This window comes from Tardiphaga sp. P4_G1 (genome assembly GCF_056401215.1).
This window is the reverse complement of record NZ_JBFUJU010000010.1, coordinates 88,733-108,516: the sequence shown is the minus strand read 5'-3', so window position 1 is coordinate 108,516 and position 19,784 is coordinate 88,733. Positions and strand designations below refer to the sequence as shown.

Here is a 19,784-nt window from a genome sequence, read left to right as displayed (position 1 = left end):
AATGACTTTTCGCAATTCATATGTTGGCAGCGTGCCGCGCGTCATCGGCGTCCTGCTCGTATTATGTTGCGTGGCTCCCGACAGGGCATGGCCAGCGGTCAACGAGCCGGCAGCCACTGCGCCCGTCGATCCCGCGCTGTGCGTTGCGGCTGTCGCCTCAGGCGATGACGAGAAGATTCTCGCGGTTTGCAGCACATTGATAGACAACGCCAAGACCGAGCGGCCCGACCGGCTGAAAGCGTTGATTGCGCGCGCCGGCGTCTACACCCGCAAGGATGAGACCGATCGTGCCATCGCCGATTACGATGCGGCGCTGCGACTCGATCCGACGCAGGCTGTTCTGTTCAATGCGCGCGGCGAACTCTGGCGCAAGAAGGGCGATCGGCCGCGCGCAGTCCGCGATTTTGGCGCCGCGATCAAGCTCGATCCGCAATTCGAGGTGGCGCGTGCCAATTACAAGGCGCTGGCGCAGGAGATCGAGCGGATCGGCGTGGAGATGTCGGTCAAGCCACAACCAAAGGCACCCTTGAAATAGCCTGTCATCCCGTGACAATGACGCAATAATGAACCCCGGCGGTAAAGCCGGGGCGGGAGAGACGCCATGACAACCAACGCATCCAGCCGCTATCACGACGTCCACGCGCAGTCGCTGTCCGATCCGGAAGGCTTCTGGGGCGAGGCGGCGAAGGCGATCGACTGGATTGCGCCAGCGAAGAAGGTGTTCGATCCGTTCGTGGGTCTTTACGGCCGCTGGTTTGTCGGCGGCGTGCTCAACACCTGCTACAACGCGCTGGATCGCCATGTCGCCGGTGGCCGCGCCGATCAGCTCGCGCTGATCCACGACTCGCCACTGACGGGTGAAGTCCGGAAATTCACCTATGCACAGCTGCTGCATGAGGTGCAGGTGCTCGGCGCCATCCTGCAGGACCTTGGCGTCGGCAAGGTCGATCGCGTCATTCTCTATATGCCGATGGTGCCTGAGGCTGTGGTCGCCATGCTGGCTTGCGCGCGCATCGGCGCGGTGCATTCGGTGGTGTTCGGTGGCTTCGCGGCGAAGGAGCTCGCGACACGCATCGACGATGCGAGGCCGAAGCTGATCCTCTCCGCGAGTTGCGGCATCGAGCCCGGCCGCATCGTGCAATACAAGCCGCTGCTGGATGAAGCAATCGCGCTCGCTAGCGCGAAGCCCGATGGCTGCATCATCCTGCAGCGGCCCCAGCATGGCTGCGACCTGGTGGCCGGCCGCGATCATGACTGGGCCGAATTGCGCAGCAAGGCGATGGCAGCGAAGAAGTCCGCGGATTGCGTGCCGGTGCTGGCGACGGATCCGCTCTATATCCTCTATACGTCCGGCACGACCGGCAAACCGAAGGGTGTGGTGCGCGACAATGGCGGTCACGCCGTCGCGCTGGCATGGTCGATGTGGAATCTCTACGGCGTGAAGCCGGGCGAGGTCTGGTGGTGCGGCTCCGACATCGGCTGGGTGGTCGGCCATAGCTACATCGTCTATGCGCCGCTGTTCCATGGCGCGACCTCGATCATGTATGAAGGCAAGCCGGTCGGCACGCCGGATGCCGGCGCGTTCTGGCGCGTCATCTCCGAACACAGGGCCGTTGCTTTCTTCACGGCGCCGACCGCCTTCCGCGCCATCCGCAAGGACGATCCGGACGGCAGTTTCATCCGCAAATACGATCTCTCGCATTTCCGCACGCTGTTTCTCGCCGGCGAGCGCGCCGATCCGCCGACGGTGGACTGGGCCGAGAAGCAGCTGAAGGTGCCGGTGATCGATCACTGGTGGCAGACCGAGACCGGCTGGTGCATCGCCGGCAATCCGGTGGGCCTTGGCCAGTTGCCGGTGAAGCACGGCTCGCCGACGGTGCCGATGCCCGGCTACAAGATCGAGGTCGTCGACGAGGCATCGAAGCCGCTGCCCTCGGGCACCATGGGCTCCATCGTCATCAAGCTGCCGATGCCGCCGGCCTGTCTGCCGACATTGTGGGAGCAGGACGAGCGCTGCAAGGAAGCCTATTTCAACGAATTCCCCGGCTACTACAAAACTTCCGATGCCGGCTACGTTGATGACGACGGCTACGTCTATGTGATGGGCCGCACCGACGACATCATCAATGTCGCCGGCCATCGCCTCTCTACTGGCGGCATGGAAGAGATTCTGGCATCGCATCCCGATGTTGCCGAATGCGCCGTGCTGGGGATCAAGGATACGATCAAGGGCGAGGTGCCCTGTGGCTTCCTGGTGCTGAAGGCCGGCGTTGAGCGGCCGGTTGCTGACATCGAGAAGGAAGTGGTCGCGCTGGTGCGCGAGAAACTTGGGCCGGTCGCGGCGTTCAAGCTCGCCATCGCCGTCGGCCGGCTGCCGAAGACGCGTTCGGGCAAAATCCTGCGCGGTACCATCAAGAAGATCGCGGACGGTGACAGCTGGACCATGCCCGCGACCATCGAGGATCCGAAGTCGCTGGACGAAATCGGCGCGGCGCTGAAGGGCAGGGTCTGAGCAGACCTTACAAATCCCGCATTTCGCGCTAAACACTCTCACGTCATGCCCAGGCTTGACCCGGGCATCCATCTTCCTTTCAACGGCAAAGCTGGATTGCCGGGTCAAGCCCGGCAATGACAGAGAAGATCAAGTAACGGAACCATGCATGCGACTGACCTCGACCTCTCTCATCGCGCTGACGCTGACAGCAATGCTGCTCAGCGCCTGCGCGCGCCGCACCGATATTCCGATGTCGAGCCTCGGCGATGACGATGACGCGATCTGCCGCGCTAATGGTGTCGCTGTCGGTTCGCCGGAATATGCGGCCTGCCGCAAGGACCGCGACGTTCAGCGCAGCAATGCCATCAATCGTGCCGACCGCGCGCAGCGCAATCTCGGCGAATACATGCTGAACAATCCGAACCGGCCGTAACACCGGCGATTGATATTCCGCAAAATTGTGTCTCCCAAAGGCAACGACCGCGCAGCGAGACGCTGTGCGGTCGTTTGCTTTTGATTGAGATCAACGTGTGAGCGCCGCAGCGAGCGTCTTTCGGATTTGATCGGGTGAGATCGTTCACCCCGAACGAATCGAAAGACAGGGCACTTCGCGATGAAGAGAATTCTGACGACCGGGTCGTTGCTGATGGCGGCAACGGCGATGACCAGCATGGCGACAACGGCAGGGGCCGCCGATCTTCCGGCCGCGACGCCGTACACCAAGGCGCCGTTGGTCGAGGCGTGGAATCCCTGGATGATCCGCCTGCGTGTGCTCGGCGTCATTCCGGAGAATGGCGGTACGGTTCACCAGGTGCCGGGCTCCAGCCTGAAGACCTCCGATCAGGTTGTTCCCGAACTCGACATCTCATATTTCTTCACGCCGAACCTCGCAGCCGAACTGATCCTTGGCGTCACCAAGCACCACGTCACCGGCGACGGCGCCATCGCCGGCCTCGATGTCGGCAAGGCGTGGCTGCTGCCGCCGACGCTGACCTTCCAGTATCACTTCACGCAGTTCGGCGCCTTCAAGCCCTATATCGGCGCCGGTGTGAATTACACCTGGTTCTTCAGCCAGAGTGTGAGCGGTGTGGGCGTAACCAGCAGCCGTCTGAAAGACACCGCGGCGCCGGTGCTGCAGTTCGGCTTCGACTACATGATCGACAAGCATTGGGGTTGGAACGTCGACGTGAAGAAGATGTGGATGCGCCCGGATTGGGAAGGCACGCTGGCCAGCGGCGCGGCGATCACCGGCCAGGTCAAGCTCGATCCGTGGCTGGTCGGCACCGGCATCACCTACAAGTTCTGATCCTTTCGATCTCTCACTGTGTGACGGAAGGGCCGATGTCAGTCGGCCCTTCTTTTTTGCGATTTTGCCGTGCCACTGTTGCTTTCGGCGCTCCCATCCTGTTGGGTGCCCCGCTCCACACCACCGCACCATCAGGACAACATCATGGATATCAAGGTCAGGGATTCGAACGGCGCGCTGCTCGCCGAAGGCGATACCGTCACGCTGATCAAGGACCTCAAGCTGAAAGGCTCGTCCACCGTGCTCAAGCGCGGCACCGTGATCAAGAACATCCATCTCACCGATAATGAAGACGAGATCGAAGGCCGCACCGACAAGGTGAAAGGCCTGGTGCTGCGCACGGAATTTCTGAAGAAGGCGTGACGGCTACGATATCACTCCCGGCCTTCCTCATGCTCTCGGAACGTCGATAGCCGCGACAGGAATGCCAGCATCAGTCCGATGCCGCAGATCGAGAACAGCATTGTGAAGATCTTGGCGATGGCGGTGGTTGGCGACAGCGTGGCGTCGCCGACGGTGGTGAGCGCCATCGCGCTGAAATAGGCGGCGTCGATCCACGGCCAGCCTTCCACGGCGTGAAAGAACACGGCGCCGCCGGTCATGGCGATGGCCAGCAGAAACAGGATCGCGCGAAATTCCGGATCGCGCAGACCGCGGCGGAAGCCGGCCAGCAAGCGCATCAGACCAAGCCAGAGAGATGCCATCGTCGCCACTCCATGCGTTGCCGTCCATGCGCGATGTCGCAGGATTCGATGGCGTTTGGAAAGTGAAGATTATGCGTCGGGCGCGACCATGAACCTTGCCTTACCTCTGCAGCACCAAGGGAGGCACCGCTCAGGCGGGATCCTTTACGCATAAGCGGAGTACATGATGGCGAACGAGTTCAGGTTCGAAGACTATCCCGATGCGATGACATTCAAGCCGGTGACGGAGAAGGCGATTGCAGCTTTTGCCGCCGAGCAGGGTATCGAATTCTCATCCGATTATACGACGTTTCTGAAAGCGAATAACGGCTTCTATTTCGATCTCGACACAGCCAGCCCGCTGGCTGATGGCGTCGAGACATTCGATTCAATTCGCTATCTGCACGGCCTCGATACCGGCTTCGAATATAACGACATAGGGGTATTCCTGGCCAAAGCCGATCTCTGGGACCAAGCGTTTCGTGCGTTCTGCTATCCGGTGGCGGAAAGTCACGGCGGTGATCCGGTCGTCGAGATATTCAAGGGCAAGGCAAAGGGTAAGATCTACTTCGTCGATCACGAGGTGATCCCGGACATCAGCGAACTGGCTGATGCAGGAGTGAACCTGGAGAATGCCGACGACGTCCTCGCTTACATGATCGACAGACAGGGCTGCTTCATCGAAGTCGCCACGTCGTTCTCGAATTTCATCGGCAAGCTGGTGGCATATGACGATGACGGCAGAATCAATGTCAGCATCCGTCGCCCGCTGGCGTAAGCGGGCGGCGCATCACCTGAAACAAAAAAAACGCGGCGGGATGAACCGCCGCGTTTTCGTTTCTGCCGTTGCCACCGCGCATCTGTGCGCAGTGCAGGCGCTTATTCGTCGTCGTCCTGCTTCTTGCTGCCGCCGATGCCCTTCAGCTTGGCGAACACGGCGTCGACATTGAGGTCGCCGCTGCCGCTCTCGGCGGTCTCCAGCTCATCCTTGCGGGTGGTTTCCGACGCGGGCAGCAGGGTCGCGCCGCCGTAAGCCTGGTCGGTCGGCTTTTCCTTGGCTGCGCGCTGCACTTCGAAATCGAGTTCGATCTGCGAGCACAGGCCGAGGGTCACCGGATCCATCGGGGTGAGAGTTGAGGCGTTCCAGTGGGTGCGGTCGCGGATCGAGGCGATGGTGGTCTTGGTGGTGCCGACCAGCCGCATGATCTGGCTGTCTTTCAGCTCGGCATGGTTACGCACCAGCCACAGGATCGCGCTCGGGCGCTCATGACGGCGCGACACCGGGGTGTAGCGCGGGCCCTTCTTCTTGGCGGCCGGCGGCAGGATCACCTTGCTCTCTTCGAGCTTGAGCCGATAATTCTTGTCCTTCTCGCCCTTTTCGATCTCGTCGCGGGTCAGCTGCCCGTTGGAAATCGGGTCCATGCCCTTGATGCCCTGGGCGGCGTCGCCGTCGGCAATGGCGCGGATCTCGAGCGGGTGCATCTTGGTGAAATCGGCGACCTGATCGAAGGTCAGCGCCGTATTGTCGACCAGCCACACGGCCGTCGCCTTTGGCATCAGCGGGGCATTGCTCATGGCACATCTCCTTTGCGCTTCGCCCACCTCTTTCGGAGGCGAAGCCGTCTGGTCATCGGTGATGACGGGAATTAAGGCTCTATATAATCTGTCAGAGGGCAACCGCGCAATGCCCGGCAGTTCGGCCTTGACAGCGCCGCAAACCGGCCCCAAGTCCTTATTCAGACAAGCTCTTTGGCTGAATTTTGCCAATCTGACCCATCGCACCTGCCATTTTGGTGCCCAGGCCCCTGGATCGCCCCGATATGACGACCAAACCGTCCCTGAAAATCGTTCTTTGTTCGCCGCGCGGCTTCTGCGCAGGCGTCGTCCGGGCGATCGATACGGTCGAACGCGCACTCGCCATCCATGGCGCGCCGGTCTATGTCCGGCACGAGATCGTCCATAACAAGTATGTGGTGGACAGTCTGAAGACCAAGGGTGCGATTTTCGTCGAGGAACTCGCCGAAATCCCGGACAATACCTCCGCGCCGGTAGTATTTTCCGCCCACGGCGTGCCGAAATCGGTTCCCGAGGATGCCCGTCAGCGCAATTTCTTCTCGCTGGACGCGACCTGCCCCCTGGTGACCAAGGTCCACCGCGAGGCGGCGATCCACTTCAAGCGCGGCCGTGAGATCCTGCTGATCGGGCATTCGCATCACCCGGAAGTTGTCGGCACCGTCGGCCAGCTGCCGCCAGGCGCCGTGCAGCTCATCGAGACCGCTGGAGACGCACAGACTTTCCAGCCGAAGGATCCGAACAATCTCGCTTTCGTGACCCAGACGACGCTGTCGATCGACGACACCGCCGAGATCGTCGAAGTGCTGAAGAGCCGCTTCCCCACGATCAATGGGCCGCACAAGGAAGACATCTGCTACGCCACCACCAATCGCCAGCTTGCCGTGAAGAAGGTGGCGCCGGTGGTCGATGCGCTGATCGTTGTCGGTGCGCCGAACTCGTCGAACTCGCAGCGTCTGCGCGAAGTGGCCGAGCGCGAGGGCTGCAGGGTTTCGGTGTTGGCGCAGCGTGCCAGCGATCTCGACTGGAGCATGTTCGAGGGCATCACCAGCCTCGGCATCACCGCGGGCGCCTCGGCGCCGGAAGTGATCGTCGAAGAGATCATGGATGCCTTCGCGCAGCGTTATGAGCTGCATGTGGAGACGGTGTCGGCTGCTGAAGAAAACGAATTCTTCCCGCTGCCGCGTTCGCTGCGTCCCGAGGCCGCGGCGTAACCGCGATGGCGGTCTATACCGATGTTGCCGCCGATGATCTCGCGGACTTCCTGAAGAGCTACGATGTCGGCGAATTGCTCTCCTACAAGGGCATCGCCGAAGGCGTCGAGAATTCCAACTTCCTGATGCACACCTCCAAGGGCGCGTATATCCTCACGCTCTATGAGAAGCGCGTCGAAGCGGATGACCTGCCTTACTTCCTCGGTCTGATGGCGCATCTCTGCGCGCGTGGCGTGAATTGCCCGCAGCCGCAGAAGAATCGCGACGGTGCGGTCTATGCATCGCTCGCCGGCCGGCCCGCCGCGATCATCAACTTCCTCGAAGGCATGTGGCCGCGTCGTCCCAACGCGATGCATTGCGCCGGTGTCGGCGAAGCGCTGGCGAGGATGCATGTCGCCGGGCGCGATTTCCCGTTGGTGCGCAAGAACAACCTGTCGGTCGATGGCTGGCGCGGTTTGCTCGCACTCGCGGCACCGCGCGCCGATACGGTTCAGCCCGGGCTGCGCGCTTTCCTGCAGACCGAACTCGACTATCTTGCCGCGCATTGGCCAACCGGTCTGCCGGAAGGCGTGATCCATGCGGATCTGTTTCCGGACAACGTGTTCTTTCTTGGCGACAAGCTCTCCGGCCTGATCGACTTCCCGTTCGCCTGCAATGACATGCTGGCCTATGACGTGGCGATCTGCCTGAACGCCTGGTGCTTCGAGCCGGACCTGTCGTTCAATGCCACCAAGGCGCGCGCTTTCCTCAATGCCTATGAGGCGGTGCGTCCGTTGACCAGTGCCGAGCGCGCGGCGTTTCCGCTGCTGGCGCGCGGCGCGTCAATCCGCTTCCTGCTCACGCGTCTCGTGGATTTCCTCAATGTGCCGGAAGGCGCCTTCGTGAAGCCGAAGGATCCGGTCGAGTATGTCCGCAAGCTGCGCTTCCACCAGTCGGTGACGTCGATGGCCGACTACGGCGTCGAAGCGGCGAGGCAGCCCGCGTGACCACTGCGACGCCTGTGACGATCTATACCGACGGCGCCTGCTCGGGAAATCCCGGCCCCGGCGGCTGGGGCGCGATCCTTCGTTTCGGCGATGCCGAGAAGGAGCTGAAGGGCGGTGAGGCGCACACCACCAACAACCGCATGGAGCTGATGGCGGCGATCTCGGCGCTGGAAGCGCTGAAGAAGCCGTGCTCGGTGGATCTGCACACCGACAGCCAGTATCTGCGCAACGGCATCATGAGCTGGATTCACGGCTGGAAGAAAAACGGCTGGAAGACGTCGGACAAGAAGCCGGTGAAGAATGTCGACCTGTGGCAGCGGCTCGATGCTGCGCTGAAGACCCACGACGTGCGCTGGCACTGGGTCAAGGGCCATGCCGGCCATGCGGAGAATGAGCGTGCCGATCAGCTGTCGCGGGACGGCTTGGCGGAAAATCGGAACAGGCAGTAGCGGGCTCTCTTTCCCCCTCCCCCCTCGTGGGGGAGGGTGCCTTCGCGAAGCGAAGGCGGGAGAGGGGGCTGCATCCCCGCGCTCAAACCCTCTCCCGTCTCGAACCCGCTTCGCGTGTTCGATCCACCCTCTCCCGCGGAGCGCAGCTTCGCTGCGCTGGGGGAGAGGGGAAGTAAGAGGGCTTTAGCTCACAGCTGGCCGAGCAGGGTGTCGCCGCCCGAGACTTCGACCTTGCCCGGTGCCGGTTCGAGGTTGAGCTTGGTCACCTTGCCGTCTTCCACCAGCATCGAATAGCGATGCGAGCGGATGCCGAGGCCGTTGCCGGATGCGTCAAGCTCCATACCGATCGCCTTGGTGAAGTCGGCATTGCCGTCGGCGAGGAACACAGCTTCGTCGCGCAGATCGGTGTCTTTCTTCCAGGCGTTCATCACGAACACATCGTTGACGGAGATGATCGCGATGGTGTCGACGCCCTTGTCCTTGATGGCATAGGCGTTGAGGAAGATGCTCGGCAGATGCATCTTGTGGCAGGTGCCGGTATAGGCGCCGGGCACCGCGAACAGCGCCACTTTCTTGCCCTTGAAGATGTCGTCGGTGGTCTTCACGGCCGGACCTTCGGAGGTCATGACACGGAGCTTGGACTCGGGCAGCTTGTCGCCAACTTGAATGGTCATCGTCGATCTCTCCTGAAAGTAAGGGTGAGTGTGTTTAGACCGGCTGCATGACGCGGGCAATATTGAGGGGCGCTCAAAGGCAAGGCAGGGCTTCTCATCTTCGTCATTGCGAGCGTAGCGAAGCAATCCAGAAAGCAACAAGGGAAGACTGGATTGCCGCGTCGCTTCGCTCCTCGCAATGACGAAGAGGGTCGGAGGCCAATTCTACCCGCCGAAGCCGCCGGCATCCAGAAACGCCTGTTCCTCCGCCGTGGTGCTGCGCCCCAGCACCCGGTTACGGTGGGGGAAACGGCCGAAGCGCCGGATGATGTCGGCGTGCTCGTCGGCGAATTTCAGATTGTCGGTCTCGCCGGTGGCGCGAAACAGCGCGCAGCAGCGCTCCTGATCGGCGAGGTCTTCTGAATGCATCAGCGGCATATAGACGAACTGCTGCATCTGCTGGTCGACGCGCTGATCGACGCCGCGCGCGACGGCTTTGATCGTGAGGTCGCAAGCGAGGCGATCGCTGGAAAAGGCCCGCGCATCGTTGCGGAACATGTTGCGAGGAAACTGGTCGAGCACGAGGATCAGGGCGAGCGTGCCCTCGTCACTGGCCTCCCATGACGCAAGGTTGCCTGCGACGGCCTCATCCCACAGCGCGCGAAAGCGGCGGGTGATCTCGGCATCGAAATCGTCGTTCTTGGCGTACCAGCGGTCCCAGCCGGCGTCTGTCCAGAAGGCGATGATGTCGGCGGGAGTCGTTGCAGTCATGCTGAAATCCATAGGGTGGGCCGTGCGAAAGCGGGCCCACCCTATAGCAGTGTGTCAGGCCGCTGAGGCCTGCTTCTTCTCGTCGCGGAGTTCGCGGCGCAGGATCTTGCCGACATTGGTCTTCGGCAGGGCGGTGCGGAATTCGATCTGTTTCGGCACCTTGTAGTTGGTGAGCTGGGTGCCGCAGAACTTGATGATGTCCTCGGCGGTGACGTTCGGGTCCTTCTTGACGACGAAGGCCTTCACCGCCTCGGTGGTCTTCGGATCGGGCACGCCGATCACGGCGCATTCCAGCACGCCAGGATGGCTGGCGATGACGTCCTCGACCTCGTTCGGATAGACGTTGAAGCCCGAGACCAGCACCATGTCCTTCTTGCGATCAACGATCTTGGTGAAGCCATCGGGGCTCATGATGCCGATATCGCCGGTGCGGAAGAAGCCGTCCGCGGTCATCACCTTGGCGGTCTCATCCGGCCGGTTCCAGTAGCCCGACATGATCTGCGGACCCTTGGCGCAAATCTCGCCGGGCTCGCCGAGCGGGACTTCGTTGCCGTCGTCGTCGCGGATCGAGATCCAGGTCGATGGCACCGGCACGCCGATCGAGCCGTTGAACTGATCGACATCGGCCGGGTTGCAGGTCAGCGTCGGCGAGGTTTCCGACAGGCCGTAGCCTTCGGCGACGAAGCAGCCGGTCGTCTTCAGCCAGCGCTCGGCCACCGCCTTCTGCACCGCCATGCCGCCGCCGTTGGAAATCTTCAGCTTGGAGAAATCCACCTGGTCGAAACCGGGCGTATTCAGCAATCCGTTATAGAGCGTGTTGACGGCCGGGAAGCTGTTGACCTGATACTTCATCAGCTCCTTCACGAAGCCCGGCATATCGCGCGGGTTCGGGATCAGGAGGTTGACCCCGCCGGCGCGCACGGCCAGCAGGAAGCAGGCCGTCAGCGCGAAGATATGATAGAGCGGCAGCGCACAGACGATGAACAGCTGGTCCACATGCGGCGGCTTGCGCAGCGCCGGCTGCAGCCAGGCATCATTCTGCAGCACATTGGCCAGGATGTTGCGATGGCGCAGCGTCGCGCCCTTGGAAACGCCGGTGGTGCCGCCCGTATATTGCAGGAAGGCGACGTCGTCGGGCCCGAGCACCGGCTTCTTCATCTTCATGCTGCGGCCGGCAGAGACTGCATCGTTGAACCAGACAGCGCCCGGCAATTCGTAAGCCGGCACCATCTTCTTTACCCGGCGGACCACGAGATTGACGATCACGCCCTTGAAGCCGAGCATGTCGCCCATGCTGCCAAGGATGACGTGCTTCACATTGGTCTTGGCGATCACCTGCTGCACCGTGGAGGCGAAGTTCTCCAGCACGATGATGGCTTCGGCACCGGAATCCTTGAGCTGATGCTCGAGCTCGCGCGGGGTGTAGAGCGGGTTGACGTTGACCACAGCATAGCCGGCGCGCAGCACCGCGGAGGTGGCGATCGGATATTGCAGCACGTTCGGCATCATCAGCGCGACACGGGCGCCCTTGGCGAGGCCCTTGCTCTGCAGATAGGCGCCGAGCGCCAGGGACATTTCGTCGAGCTCACGATAGGTGATCGACTTGTCCATGCAGATGAAGGCTTTGCGATCGCGGAATTTGGCAAAGCTCTCTTCGAGCAGATCGACCAGCGACGGATACAGGCTGACGTCGATATCGGCCGGCACGCCTGCCGGATATTGTTTGAGCCAGATACGCTCCATGACACTTCCCCCTCGATTTGATTATTTCGTCGAAGTATTGAGCAAAGCTGCCCTTGATAGCAAGGCGCGGCGCAACATGACGCAGCCGGAAACCGGCCGCGTTAACGATGATAGTTGAGCCTTGTCGACGAAGGTCTAAGTGCGCGGAGCTGCCGCAGCCGGCTTGGCTTCGCCGGTGGTAGCCTTCGGTGCGGGTTTGGCCGCTGCCTTCGGCTTGGCCGGCGTTGTGGCCGGAGCGGCGGTGGCTGCCGTGGCAGGCTTGGCAGCCGCGGGCTTGGCGGCGGTTGGCTTAGCTGCAGCGGCCGGTTTCGGCGCGGCTGCATCCGGTTTCACCGCTGCCTGTTTTGCAGCCGGTTTGGCCGCAGGTTTCGCGGCCGTTTTTGCCTCGGCCGATGCTGCGGGTTTGGCGTCCTTGGTGTCGGCTGCCGCATCAGGCTTCTTGGCGGCGGTCTTGGTGCCCTTCTTGGCCTTGGGCTTCGGCGTCTGCCGGGCTTCTTCCACCGCATTGGCGGCGATCAGGTCGGCACCGGTCTTCTTCGGCCCAATATAAACGATCACCGGCTCGACCGGTGCGGCGGCTGCGGCGATCATGTCGACCGGGCGCAGCGTTGGCGGCTGCAGACCGGCGGTGAAGAACGACATGGCCTGGCTGCTGGCTTCGTTGCTGGCGACGACTTCATCATCGGCGTCGCTGGCCGGGCGCTTACGTTTCGGTCCGCACATCTCGTCGCGCAGGTTGGGCGGTGCGGCGTCGATCGGTGCGAGGGCATCCACAGTGCCGAGCGCCGGCTGCAGCCAGGTCAGGCCGCCTGTGCCGGTGTTGAAGCCGCGTTCCAGCAGCTGCGCGGCCTTGACGGCGCGCGCCTGGCCGGACGAGGCGCCGAGCACCACCGCGATCAGCCGCTTGTTGCCACGGGTGGCGGTGGCGACAAGATTGTAGCCGGAGGCGCAGATGAAACCGGTCTTCATGCCGTCGGCGCCGGGATAGCGGCCGATCAGCTTGTTGAAGTTCGGCGTGATGCGGCGGCCGAATTTGATCGCGGGAATATGGACGAAATATTCGTATTCCGGCAGGTCGCGAATGATCGCACGCGCAAGGATCGCGAGGTCGCGCGCCGAGGTCACCTGTTCGTCCGCGGGCAGGCCGTTCGGATTGACATAGTGGGTTTGCGTCATGCCGAGCTTCTGCGCCGTGGCATTCATCATCGCGGAAAATCCGTCGACGGAGCCGCCGACGCCTTCGGCAAGCACGACGGCCATGTCGTTGGCGGACTTCACCATCATCATCTTCAGCGCGTTATCGATGGTGACCTGCGTGCCGGCCTTGAAGCCCATCTTCGATGGCGACTGTGCGGAGGCGATCGGCGACACTGTGACCACCGTGTCGAGGTTGATGCGTCCCTGCTTCACCGCCTGCAACGTGACATAGGTCGTCATCAGCTTGGTGACGGAGGCGGGATGCCACGGATAGGTCGCGTTCTCGGCCTGCAGGACCTTGCCGGTATCGGCTTCGACGAGCAGAAGCGCTTCAGCACTGGCCGTGCGCGGCGCGGTCACGCCGAGCGCAAGTGCCGCGGCGAGAATGAACCAGTTGAGTGATAGCAGGCGGCGCGATGCGAAGTGAAACTGCACTATCCGATTCCGGTCCTTTGCGGCCCGCCTGCAGTGCTCCAGCACCGCGCGCAGCAATTCTTGGATTTGAGGTTCGGGGCTCTCATGTCAGTCTGCCGTCACGCGGTGACGGCTGCAAACCTATACCGGCCGAGAGCATCAGAACAGTGGCGAGCCGGTTAAATCGGTGATGAAAGGGGCCAAATTTCGACCGGTTCTCTAGAGACATCAAAGGGGTTGGGCAGTATCGGGCAGAGCCATGCTGGCGCGTGCGTCCTCCTGAACCATGAACTGGGCGGCGGCCAGACTGGCGAAATAGCCGCCCTGCATCACGAGTTCATCGAAAGTTCCCGCTTCGATCACGCGGCCGTTCTCAAATACGAGGATGCGCGTGGCGTTGCGGATGGTGGACAGCCTGTGCGCGATCACGAAGGTGGTGCGGCCCTTCATCACTTCATCGAGAGCGACGTTGAGCTTGGCCTCGGTCACGGCATCGAGCGCGCTGGTGGCCTCGTCGAGGATCAGGATCGGCGGATCCTTCAGCAGTGCACGGGCGATCGACAGCCGCTGCCGCTCGCCGCCGGACAGCATGCGGCCACGTTCGCCGGCATTGGTGTTGAAACCGTTATCGCTGCGTTCGATGAAATCGAGCGCCTGGGCGCGGGCAGCGGCAATGCGCAACTCTTCGTCCGTCGCATCCGGCTTGCCGACGCGCAGGTTGTCGGCGATGGAGCGATTGAACAGCAGCGCCTCCTGGAACACGACGCCGATGTTTCGGCGCAGGCCCGACAGCGTGAGTGCACGGACATCCATACCATCGATCGAGATGATGCCGGATTGCGGGTCGAAGGCCCGGTGCAGCAGGGCGATAGCGGTGGATTTGCCCGCGCCGGTGGCGCCGACGAGCGCGATGGTCTGGCCGGGCAGGGCTGTGAAGGACAGATCTGCGATAGCCGGCCGCTTGCCGTCATAGGAGAACGACACGTCGTTGAATTCGACCATGCCCTGCAGCCGGCCGGGATCCATGGCGTCGATACGGTCGCGCACGGCAGGCACGGCATCGAGCACATTCATGAAATCGCGCAGCCGCGGCGCTTCCATGAAGATGGTGTTGATGAAGGAGACCACCTGTTCGAGCTTCTGGATCAGCATCGTCGCAAAACTGACGAACATCACGATCTCGCCCACGGTGGTGAGACCCTGCTGATGCAGCGCGATGCCGACGGTGAAGATCGCGAGCACGGTGATGGTGGTGGAGGCGCGCGTCATCACCGAGACCAGTGCCCACCACGACAGCACCGGCATCTGCTTTTCGAGCAACTGGCTGGAGACGCCGCGCAGGCCCTGTACTTCGGCATCGATGCGCGTGAAGCTCTGCACCAGCGCGACATTGCCCAGCGCGTCGGAGGCGCGCGCGGAAAGGTCGCCGTAATGCTCCTCGACGTCGCTCTGCATGCCCGATGTCTTGCGCACGACCATGGTGGTCAGCACCGTGAACACGACGCACAGGATCACGAGCAGGATCGCCAGCCGCCAGTTGAGATAGATCGACAGCGGCAGCAGCACGAACAACGAGACGATGGAGGCGAAATGTTCGCGGAAGAAGCCGAGCCAGACACGCCACAGGGCATCGGTGCCGGCCAGCATCACTTTCATCAGGCGTCCTGAATGCGTGCCGGTGTGGAAGGTCAGCGGCAGTTGCATGATGTGTTCGAAATAATCGGTCAGCACCGCCTGGCGCTGGCGATGCGCGAGGCGATCCGCATGAAGCGCCACCACGGCGCCGCAGACGATGGTGAACAGGCCGAACGCAACCCAGGCCGCCAGCAGTGGCCAGGGCGATGCGCTGTCCGTCTGCATCGCGGCCGTCGAGAGATTGCCGGAGAGCACATCGATGATCCGGCCGAACAGCACCGGTTCGGCGAATTGCGCGCCGGCGAGCAGCAGGTTGGCGCCCGCCAGGATCCAGCCAAGGCGCCTCTCCTTGCCGAGCAGCTCCAGCACACGGGTGTAAAGACGGATCATGGGAGGTCACTCAGCGCAGCGCGAACGGGATAACCGATTGCACACAGTCTAGGCGGGGATGGCAGCCGAATACAGCTTCGGGAAAAGTTGTTCAGTTGAACTTCTTCAGTTCATCTTGCGGCCGACCGAGCCCGGCAGGAAGCTGTCGTCGAAGATGTCCGCGGCTGAGGGCCGCTTCTTGAAGGTAAAATCTTCGGCGATCTCGTTGAGCGACGCCTCAAAGCGTGCGGCGTCGATGCCACCCAGCCCGTCGCGGCGGACGTCGTCGGTCAGGATATTGTCGGTAATGGCAATGTGGAGCCGCGTCAGTTCGAGCTCGCGCGAACCATTCTCCATCTGGGTCATGACGTCGGTGATCGCCTTGGCCGGGTCCTGGATCGCCAACTGCGTCCCGGCGGTGACGGCACGAATGAATGCTTTCACGGCCTCAGGTCTGGCGGCGGCGAATTTCGGATTGACGATCAGCGCGAGGCCATAGGCGGCGGAGCCGAACTCGGCGAAACGAAACACCGCCAGGTCATCGGCGGGGACGCCGCGGTCGCGCAGGTTGACCGCCGAGAGATAGGAGAAGCCGGTGACCGCATCGACCTGACCGGCCGAGAGCATCGGTTCGCGCACCGCGGCGCTGATCCTCTCCAGCTTCACGGCTGCAAGCTTGATGTTGTTGCGCTTGGCCAGTGCCGGCCATAGCCGGATCGCGAGATCGCGATCAGCGACCCCAAGCACTTTTCCTTCAAGGCTACCGAGCGAGATCACGCCGCGGCTCTTGCGGGCGACGATGGCGTAGGGGGCTACATTGAGCAGCACGAAGACGGCTTTCACTGTCGCGGCATCGGAATCGCCGCGATAGCGGATCAACGCATTGAGATCGGCCAGCGCCATGTCGCAGGCGCCGGAAGCGATCCGCGCGATGGCCTCCTTCGATCCTGCGGCGACGGTGGTGGTTACATTCAGGTTCTCGGCCCGGTACAGGCCGCGGGCATCGGCCAGCACGAAAGGTGCGGCAATCGCATCGACTGCGCGATCGAGCGCAAACTGGATATTGGTCGGCGTTTTGTCGTCAGATGCCTTGTCGTCGGCGGCGGCCTGTCCCGATGATGCGCAAAAAGCGACGGAGCCCAACGCACTCAGCGAGAGGAGGACATGCCGCCGGGAAATGTTGGTCGCGTTTCTGGGCATCAAGATACTTAACGACTGACGGACCGGCAGTTACCCCGCCGGGCATGTCTGATTGATGGCGGTATGGTGCGACATCTTGCGCGTCGTTTCTAACCGTAAAAGGCTGAACGGGAGATGACTGCCCCGATTTGGACACCGATCGTTCAGCTGCCGTTGGGGTTGGGGAACCCATAGTGGCCGAAGTGGTTGGCTATACAGAGGCCCACAGGGCCAGACGACCACGGAGGACATTGAGATGTTCGTACGAAATGGATTGCTTAATAAGACTGGCCGCGCCGCCATCGTGGCGAGTGTTGCGGCCATGACGATCTCGGCAATTGCGCCGACCGGAGCATTTGCGGCGCCTGTCGCCAAGAGCACGAGCCAGGCTGTTGCAACTCACGGCACCAGCGATGCGACCGATTTCAGCAGCGCGCGCCGTCGTCACTATCGCGGTGGCGGCAATGCTGCCGGCCTTGCGGCCTTTGGCGCCATCGTCGGTACCATTGGCGCAATCGCTGCAACGCAGAGCCGTCGTGACTATTACTACGATAATGGCCCGGGCTACGGCTACTACGGCGGTGGCCCAGCCTATTATGATGGCGGTCCTGCCTATTACGGTGGCGTACCGTATCGCGGCTACGGCGGTGGTCATGGTTATGATAATTCGCGTCGTATGACCTGGTAGTTCGCGATCGGTCACAACTTATTCCGTCATGCAACTGTCACTTAACTATCAAACGCCGGTCGCGCTTGCGGCCGGCGTTTTGACGTCGTTGCAGACACTTGAAGGCCAGGCGTTAACGCGCTGGCCACGGCTTTGGGATAGTGTAGTTGCATGAGTGATTCGCTCGACCGGCTTTATCAGGCGGTGATCGCGGCCAAGGATCTCGATCCCTCGGTCTCGCGAACGGCCCGGCTTTATCAGCAGGGGCCGGAAAAGATGGCGAAGAAGCTCGCCGAAGAAGCCATCGAGGTCGTCATCGATGCGATCAACCGCAAACCGGACGCCGTGATCCGTGAAAGCGCCGATCTTCTCTACAATTTGACTGTATTGTGGGCGGCCGCGGGTGTGCGTCCTGAGCAGGTCTGGGCCGAGATGAGCCGGCGTGAAGACATGCTCGGTATCGCCGAAAAGCTCCCGAAACCGCCGAAACGGCCCAAATCCATCGAGCAAAGCGCCGCGCGGCGGCCAATTGTCGCGCTCGAAGGTCGTCGCCTTCGCAAGTTGAGTTAAGCTTTTCGTCTCGCGCGTGTCAGCCCAGCCATAGACAAATCGGCGTCAGGATGGTTCATCGCGAACCATGCTCAGACGAATGTATGACTGGTGTATCGACGCCGCCCACAAGCCCTATGCCCTCTGGATTTTGGGCATCGTGTCCTTCGCGGAAAGTTCGTTCTTTCCGGTGCCGCCGGATGTGATGCTGATTCCGATGGCGCTGGCCCGGCCACAGAAGGCCTGGCTCTATGCGGGCATTTGCACCATTACCTCAGTGCTTGGCGGTGTGGTGGGATATCTCATCGGCGCGGTGCTGTATGACTCCGTCGGCCAATGGGTCATTCATTTCTATGGCTATGGCGACAAGGTCGAGGCATTCCGCGCCGGCTATGCCGAATATGGCGCATGGATCATCCTGCTGAAGGGGCTGACGCCGATCCCCTACAAGCTTGTCACCATCACGTCAGGTTTCGCGAACTATAATATCTGGATGTTCATCGCGCTGTCGGTGGTTGCCCGTGGCGTGCGCTTCTATGTCGTCGCCATCCTGCTCAACCGGTACGGCGTGGGGATTCGCGAGACCATCGAGAAGCGTCTGGGTCTGTGGGTTGCGCTGGGCGTCGGTGTTCTGGTGCTCGGCTTCATCATCGCATTCCGGCTGTTCTAGATCAGGATGCTTCCCCCGGCGCAGGTGCCGGGATACATTTCGCATCATGTTCGATTTGACCCGTCTGTTGGCTCCGGTAACCCGCAACTGCGTCGTCGCTGTGATCGCGGTGCTGACCGTGGGCGCAGCTACGATGTGCGCCTGGTCGCAGGCGATGCAGCAGCAACCGGCACCGCAGAAGTCGATCACGATTCAGGTTGTCCCGGCTCCCTCGGCCGCACCCCCGCCTGCCGCGGCTTTCGCGCCGGCTCCTATAGCTGAACAGGCGCCGCCCCCGTCACCACCGCCGGCGCCCGAGAATCCCGGCCTGTTCAACGAGATTGGCAAGCTGTTCAAGAATTCCACCTCGCTGCTGCCGTCACTGCCCGCGATGCCGTCGCTCGGCACCGACAGCCTGACCAAGCTCAACACGGTAGTGAAGGGAAGGGTGGCTTGTCCGGTCGCTGCCAATGGCGCACCCGATTGCAAGGCGGCCTCCGACAAGCTCTGTCAGAGCAAGGGCTTCAAGGACGGCAAGAGCCTCGACACCGACGCCGCGCAAAGCTGCTCGCCCAGGGCCATGATCCCCGGCCGCGCGCCGGAGCCGGGTGACTGCAAGACGGAAAATTACGTCACTCAGGCGCTCTGCCAGTAGGTCTATGCCGGCAACAGACCCGCTGTGCGATAGCTCTCGATGAGCGCGTCATAGAGTGAGACATCCGCGCGGCTTCTTGCCATCAGCTGAGCGCCGGTGATGGCGGCGAAGATGGCGCGCGCACGCGGTTCGCTCTTCTCAGGGCTCAGCGCGGTTACAGCGGCGAGAACCTTGCTCAGCCATGCCACATTGATATCGGTGAAGGTCCGGATCTCTTTCTTCACCGGCTCCGGCAGGTCGTCATATTCGGCGGCCATGAAGCTGCACAGGCACATGCGGTTGCCGCTCTCCAGCGCCTTGCGGAACGTGCCGGGATATTGGCGGAGGCAGGCGGCCGGATCCTTGGACTCGGCCAGCAGTGCCTCCAGATAGGCGGCCGAGTCCTCCCAATAGCGCCTGGCAACCGCGGCGCCGAGATCGGCCTTGCTCGGGAAGTGGTGGTAGATGCTCGCGGCCTTGATGCCCACCTCTGCCGCAAGATCACGGAAATTCAGGCCGCTATAGCCATGGGCCTGCGCGGTCAGTTTCGCGGCCGCCAGGATGGCTTCTCTGGAATTCGAACTCATATCCCGGTCTCACAACCCCGTGTTTGCGGCCTA

Annotated in this window: 22 protein-coding genes; 13 read left to right on the top strand and 9 right to left on the bottom strand. The window is 62.2% G+C overall.

Features of this window, described 5'->3' with window-relative positions; all coding sequences use genetic code 11:
* Position 1: 1 nt before the first annotated feature.
* The 5 genes from AC1DUY_RS23190 to AC1DUY_RS23170 all read left to right on the top strand — a co-directional run bounded on the left by AC1DUY_RS23190 (position 2) and on the right by AC1DUY_RS23170 (position 4,163).
* Positions 2–535: a tetratricopeptide repeat protein gene (locus tag AC1DUY_RS23190; RefSeq protein ID WP_478117414.1), complete on the top strand. Its 534-nt coding sequence runs from the start codon at positions 2–4 to the stop codon at positions 533–535.
* Positions 536–601: 66 nt separating this feature from the next.
* Entirely contained in the window at positions 602–2,512 is a 1,911-nt protein-coding gene (locus AC1DUY_RS23185; RefSeq protein ID WP_478117412.1) for a propionyl-CoA synthetase, read from the top strand.
* Positions 2,513–2,660: 148 nt separating this feature from the next.
* Positions 2,661–2,927: a hypothetical protein gene (locus tag AC1DUY_RS23180; RefSeq protein WP_478117410.1), complete on the top strand. Its 267-nt coding sequence runs from the start codon at positions 2,661–2,663 to the stop codon at positions 2,925–2,927.
* Between the two features lie 180 nt (positions 2,928–3,107).
* Entirely contained in the window at positions 3,108–3,800 is a 693-nt protein-coding gene (locus tag AC1DUY_RS23175; protein ID WP_478117408.1) for an OmpW/AlkL family protein, read from the top strand.
* 144 nt (positions 3,801–3,944) lie between these two features.
* Positions 3,945–4,163: an alkylphosphonate utilization protein gene (locus tag AC1DUY_RS23170; protein ID WP_011665834.1), complete on the top strand. Its 219-nt coding sequence runs from the start codon at positions 3,945–3,947 to the stop codon at positions 4,161–4,163.
* 11 nt (positions 4,164–4,174) lie between these two features.
* Here AC1DUY_RS23170 and AC1DUY_RS23165 read toward each other — a convergent pair whose 3' ends face one another.
* Positions 4,175–4,504 (bottom strand): potassium channel family protein, encoded by a 330-nt coding sequence (locus tag AC1DUY_RS23165; protein ID WP_093757451.1) that lies wholly within the window; start codon positions 4,502–4,504, stop codon positions 4,175–4,177.
* Positions 4,505–4,670: 166 nt separating this feature from the next.
* On the opposite strand from AC1DUY_RS23165, the gene AC1DUY_RS23160 reads away from it, so the two are divergent.
* Entirely contained in the window at positions 4,671–5,261 is a 591-nt protein-coding gene (locus tag AC1DUY_RS23160) for an SMI1/KNR4 family protein (RefSeq protein ID WP_478117406.1), read from the top strand.
* A 101-nt stretch (positions 5,262–5,362) separates the two neighbouring features.
* Here AC1DUY_RS23160 and AC1DUY_RS23155 read toward each other — a convergent pair whose 3' ends face one another.
* On the bottom strand, positions 5,363–6,058 hold the full coding sequence (locus tag AC1DUY_RS23155; RefSeq protein WP_089267677.1) for a DUF1013 domain-containing protein: 696 nt from the start codon (positions 6,056–6,058) through the stop codon (positions 5,363–5,365).
* 245 nt (positions 6,059–6,303) lie between these two features.
* Between AC1DUY_RS23155 and ispH the strand changes: the two genes are divergently transcribed.
* From ispH to rnhA, 3 genes are read left to right on the top strand one after another with little or no spacing between them, the layout of a single operon-like run.
* Complete coding sequence (ispH, locus tag AC1DUY_RS23150; protein ID WP_089267676.1) at positions 6,304–7,269, top strand: 4-hydroxy-3-methylbut-2-enyl diphosphate reductase; 966 nt, start codon at positions 6,304–6,306, stop codon at positions 7,267–7,269.
* 5 nt (positions 7,270–7,274) lie between these two features.
* Positions 7,275–8,255 carry a homoserine kinase gene (locus AC1DUY_RS23145; protein WP_093757449.1) on the top strand — a complete coding sequence of 327 codons (981 nt, stop codon included), beginning with the start codon at positions 7,275–7,277 and terminating at the stop codon, positions 8,253–8,255.
* Positions 8,252–8,704, top strand: coding sequence for a ribonuclease HI (rnhA, locus tag AC1DUY_RS23140; RefSeq protein WP_120287321.1), 453 nt, complete (start codon positions 8,252–8,254; stop codon positions 8,702–8,704). Before AC1DUY_RS23145 ends, rnhA begins: the two co-directional genes overlap by 4 nt.
* Positions 8,705–8,892: 188 nt before the next feature.
* Here rnhA and AC1DUY_RS23135 read toward each other — a convergent pair whose 3' ends face one another.
* From AC1DUY_RS23135 to AC1DUY_RS23110, 6 genes are all read right to left on the bottom strand, one after another.
* Positions 8,893–9,378, bottom strand: coding sequence for a peroxiredoxin (locus AC1DUY_RS23135; protein ID WP_089267673.1), 486 nt, complete (start codon positions 9,376–9,378; stop codon positions 8,893–8,895).
* Positions 9,379–9,582: 204 nt separating this feature from the next.
* Positions 9,583–10,128, bottom strand: coding sequence for a DUF924 family protein (locus AC1DUY_RS23130; protein ID WP_478117402.1), 546 nt, complete (start codon positions 10,126–10,128; stop codon positions 9,583–9,585).
* Between the two features lie 54 nt (positions 10,129–10,182).
* Entirely contained in the window at positions 10,183–11,871 is a 1,689-nt protein-coding gene (locus AC1DUY_RS23125; protein WP_089267671.1) for a long-chain fatty acid--CoA ligase, read from the bottom strand.
* Positions 11,872–12,006: 135 nt separating this feature from the next.
* The gene (locus AC1DUY_RS23120; RefSeq protein ID WP_478117400.1) at positions 12,007–13,503 is read right to left on the bottom strand and encodes a D-alanyl-D-alanine carboxypeptidase family protein; all 1,497 of its coding nucleotides are present in this window, start codon (positions 13,501–13,503) and stop codon (positions 12,007–12,009) included.
* A 207-nt stretch (positions 13,504–13,710) separates the two neighbouring features.
* Positions 13,711–15,507 carry a glucan ABC transporter ATP-binding protein/ permease gene (locus tag AC1DUY_RS23115; RefSeq protein WP_478117398.1) on the bottom strand — a complete coding sequence of 599 codons (1,797 nt, stop codon included), beginning with the start codon at positions 15,505–15,507 and terminating at the stop codon, positions 13,711–13,713.
* A gap of 105 nt (positions 15,508–15,612) precedes the next feature.
* The gene (locus AC1DUY_RS23110) at positions 15,613–16,686 is read right to left on the bottom strand and encodes an ABC transporter substrate-binding protein (RefSeq protein ID WP_478117396.1); all 1,074 of its coding nucleotides are present in this window, start codon (positions 16,684–16,686) and stop codon (positions 15,613–15,615) included.
* A 235-nt stretch (positions 16,687–16,921) separates the two neighbouring features.
* Here AC1DUY_RS23110 and AC1DUY_RS23105 point away from each other — a divergent pair, with 235 nt between their 5' ends.
* From AC1DUY_RS23105 to AC1DUY_RS23090, 4 genes are all read left to right on the top strand, one after another.
* Positions 16,922–17,353, top strand: a complete 432-nt coding sequence (locus AC1DUY_RS23105; protein WP_478117394.1) for a hypothetical protein — start codon at positions 16,922–16,924, stop codon at positions 17,351–17,353.
* A gap of 150 nt (positions 17,354–17,503) precedes the next feature.
* On the top strand, positions 17,504–17,902 hold the full coding sequence (gene hisE / locus AC1DUY_RS23100) for a phosphoribosyl-ATP diphosphatase (RefSeq protein WP_089267666.1): 399 nt from the start codon (positions 17,504–17,506) through the stop codon (positions 17,900–17,902).
* A gap of 67 nt (positions 17,903–17,969) precedes the next feature.
* Positions 17,970–18,551 (top strand): YqaA family protein, encoded by a 582-nt coding sequence (locus AC1DUY_RS23095; RefSeq protein ID WP_478117392.1) that lies wholly within the window; start codon positions 17,970–17,972, stop codon positions 18,549–18,551.
* A 46-nt stretch (positions 18,552–18,597) separates the two neighbouring features.
* The gene (locus AC1DUY_RS23090) at positions 18,598–19,185 is read left to right on the top strand and encodes a hypothetical protein (RefSeq protein WP_478117390.1); all 588 of its coding nucleotides are present in this window, start codon (positions 18,598–18,600) and stop codon (positions 19,183–19,185) included.
* 2 nt (positions 19,186–19,187) lie between these two features.
* Here the strand turns inward: AC1DUY_RS23090 and AC1DUY_RS23085 are convergent, their stop codons facing one another.
* Positions 19,188–19,751 carry a TetR/AcrR family transcriptional regulator gene (locus AC1DUY_RS23085; RefSeq protein ID WP_478117388.1) on the bottom strand — a complete coding sequence of 188 codons (564 nt, stop codon included), beginning with the start codon at positions 19,749–19,751 and terminating at the stop codon, positions 19,188–19,190.
* Positions 19,752–19,784 lie beyond the last annotated feature (33 nt).

What these genes read in the sequence shown, in the direction of transcription:
- AC1DUY_RS23190 (WP_478117414.1), top strand. Translation starts at nt 2, where the DNA reads ATGACTTTTCGCAATTCATATGTTGGCAGCGTGCCGCGCGTCATCGGC.
- AC1DUY_RS23185 (WP_478117412.1), top strand. Translation starts at nt 602, where the DNA reads ATGACAACCAACGCATCCAGCCGCTATCACGACGTCCACGCGCAGTCG.
- AC1DUY_RS23180 (WP_478117410.1), top strand. Translation starts at nt 2,661, where the DNA reads ATGCGACTGACCTCGACCTCTCTCATCGCGCTGACGCTGACAGCAATG.
- AC1DUY_RS23175 (WP_478117408.1), top strand. Translation starts at nt 3,108, where the DNA reads ATGAAGAGAATTCTGACGACCGGGTCGTTGCTGATGGCGGCAACGGCG.
- AC1DUY_RS23170 (WP_011665834.1), top strand. Translation starts at nt 3,945, where the DNA reads ATGGATATCAAGGTCAGGGATTCGAACGGCGCGCTGCTCGCCGAAGGC.
- AC1DUY_RS23165 (WP_093757451.1), bottom strand. Translation starts at nt 4,504, where the DNA reads ATGGCATCTCTCTGGCTTGGTCTGATGCGCTTGCTGGCCGGCTTCCGC.
- AC1DUY_RS23160 (WP_478117406.1), top strand. Translation starts at nt 4,671, where the DNA reads ATGGCGAACGAGTTCAGGTTCGAAGACTATCCCGATGCGATGACATTC.
- AC1DUY_RS23155 (WP_089267677.1), bottom strand. Translation starts at nt 6,058, where the DNA reads ATGAGCAATGCCCCGCTGATGCCAAAGGCGACGGCCGTGTGGCTGGTC.
- ispH (WP_089267676.1), top strand. Translation starts at nt 6,304, where the DNA reads ATGACGACCAAACCGTCCCTGAAAATCGTTCTTTGTTCGCCGCGCGGC.
- AC1DUY_RS23145 (WP_093757449.1), top strand. Translation starts at nt 7,275, where the DNA reads ATGGCGGTCTATACCGATGTTGCCGCCGATGATCTCGCGGACTTCCTG.
- AC1DUY_RS23135 (WP_089267673.1), bottom strand. Translation starts at nt 9,378, where the DNA reads ATGACCATTCAAGTTGGCGACAAGCTGCCCGAGTCCAAGCTCCGTGTC.
- AC1DUY_RS23130 (WP_478117402.1), bottom strand. Translation starts at nt 10,128, where the DNA reads ATGACTGCAACGACTCCCGCCGACATCATCGCCTTCTGGACAGACGCC.
- AC1DUY_RS23125 (WP_089267671.1), bottom strand. Translation starts at nt 11,871, where the DNA reads ATGGAGCGTATCTGGCTCAAACAATATCCGGCAGGCGTGCCGGCCGAT.
- AC1DUY_RS23115 (WP_478117398.1), bottom strand. Translation starts at nt 15,507, where the DNA reads ATGATCCGTCTTTACACCCGTGTGCTGGAGCTGCTCGGCAAGGAGAGG.
- AC1DUY_RS23110 (WP_478117396.1), bottom strand. Translation starts at nt 16,686, where the DNA reads ATGCCCAGAAACGCGACCAACATTTCCCGGCGGCATGTCCTCCTCTCG.
- AC1DUY_RS23105 (WP_478117394.1), top strand. Translation starts at nt 16,922, where the DNA reads ATGTTCGTACGAAATGGATTGCTTAATAAGACTGGCCGCGCCGCCATC.
- hisE (WP_089267666.1), top strand. Translation starts at nt 17,504, where the DNA reads ATGAGTGATTCGCTCGACCGGCTTTATCAGGCGGTGATCGCGGCCAAG.
- AC1DUY_RS23095 (WP_478117392.1), top strand. Translation starts at nt 17,970, where the DNA reads ATGCTCAGACGAATGTATGACTGGTGTATCGACGCCGCCCACAAGCCC.
- AC1DUY_RS23090 (WP_478117390.1), top strand. Translation starts at nt 18,598, where the DNA reads ATGTTCGATTTGACCCGTCTGTTGGCTCCGGTAACCCGCAACTGCGTC.
- AC1DUY_RS23085 (WP_478117388.1), bottom strand. Translation starts at nt 19,751, where the DNA reads ATGAGTTCGAATTCCAGAGAAGCCATCCTGGCGGCCGCGAAACTGACC.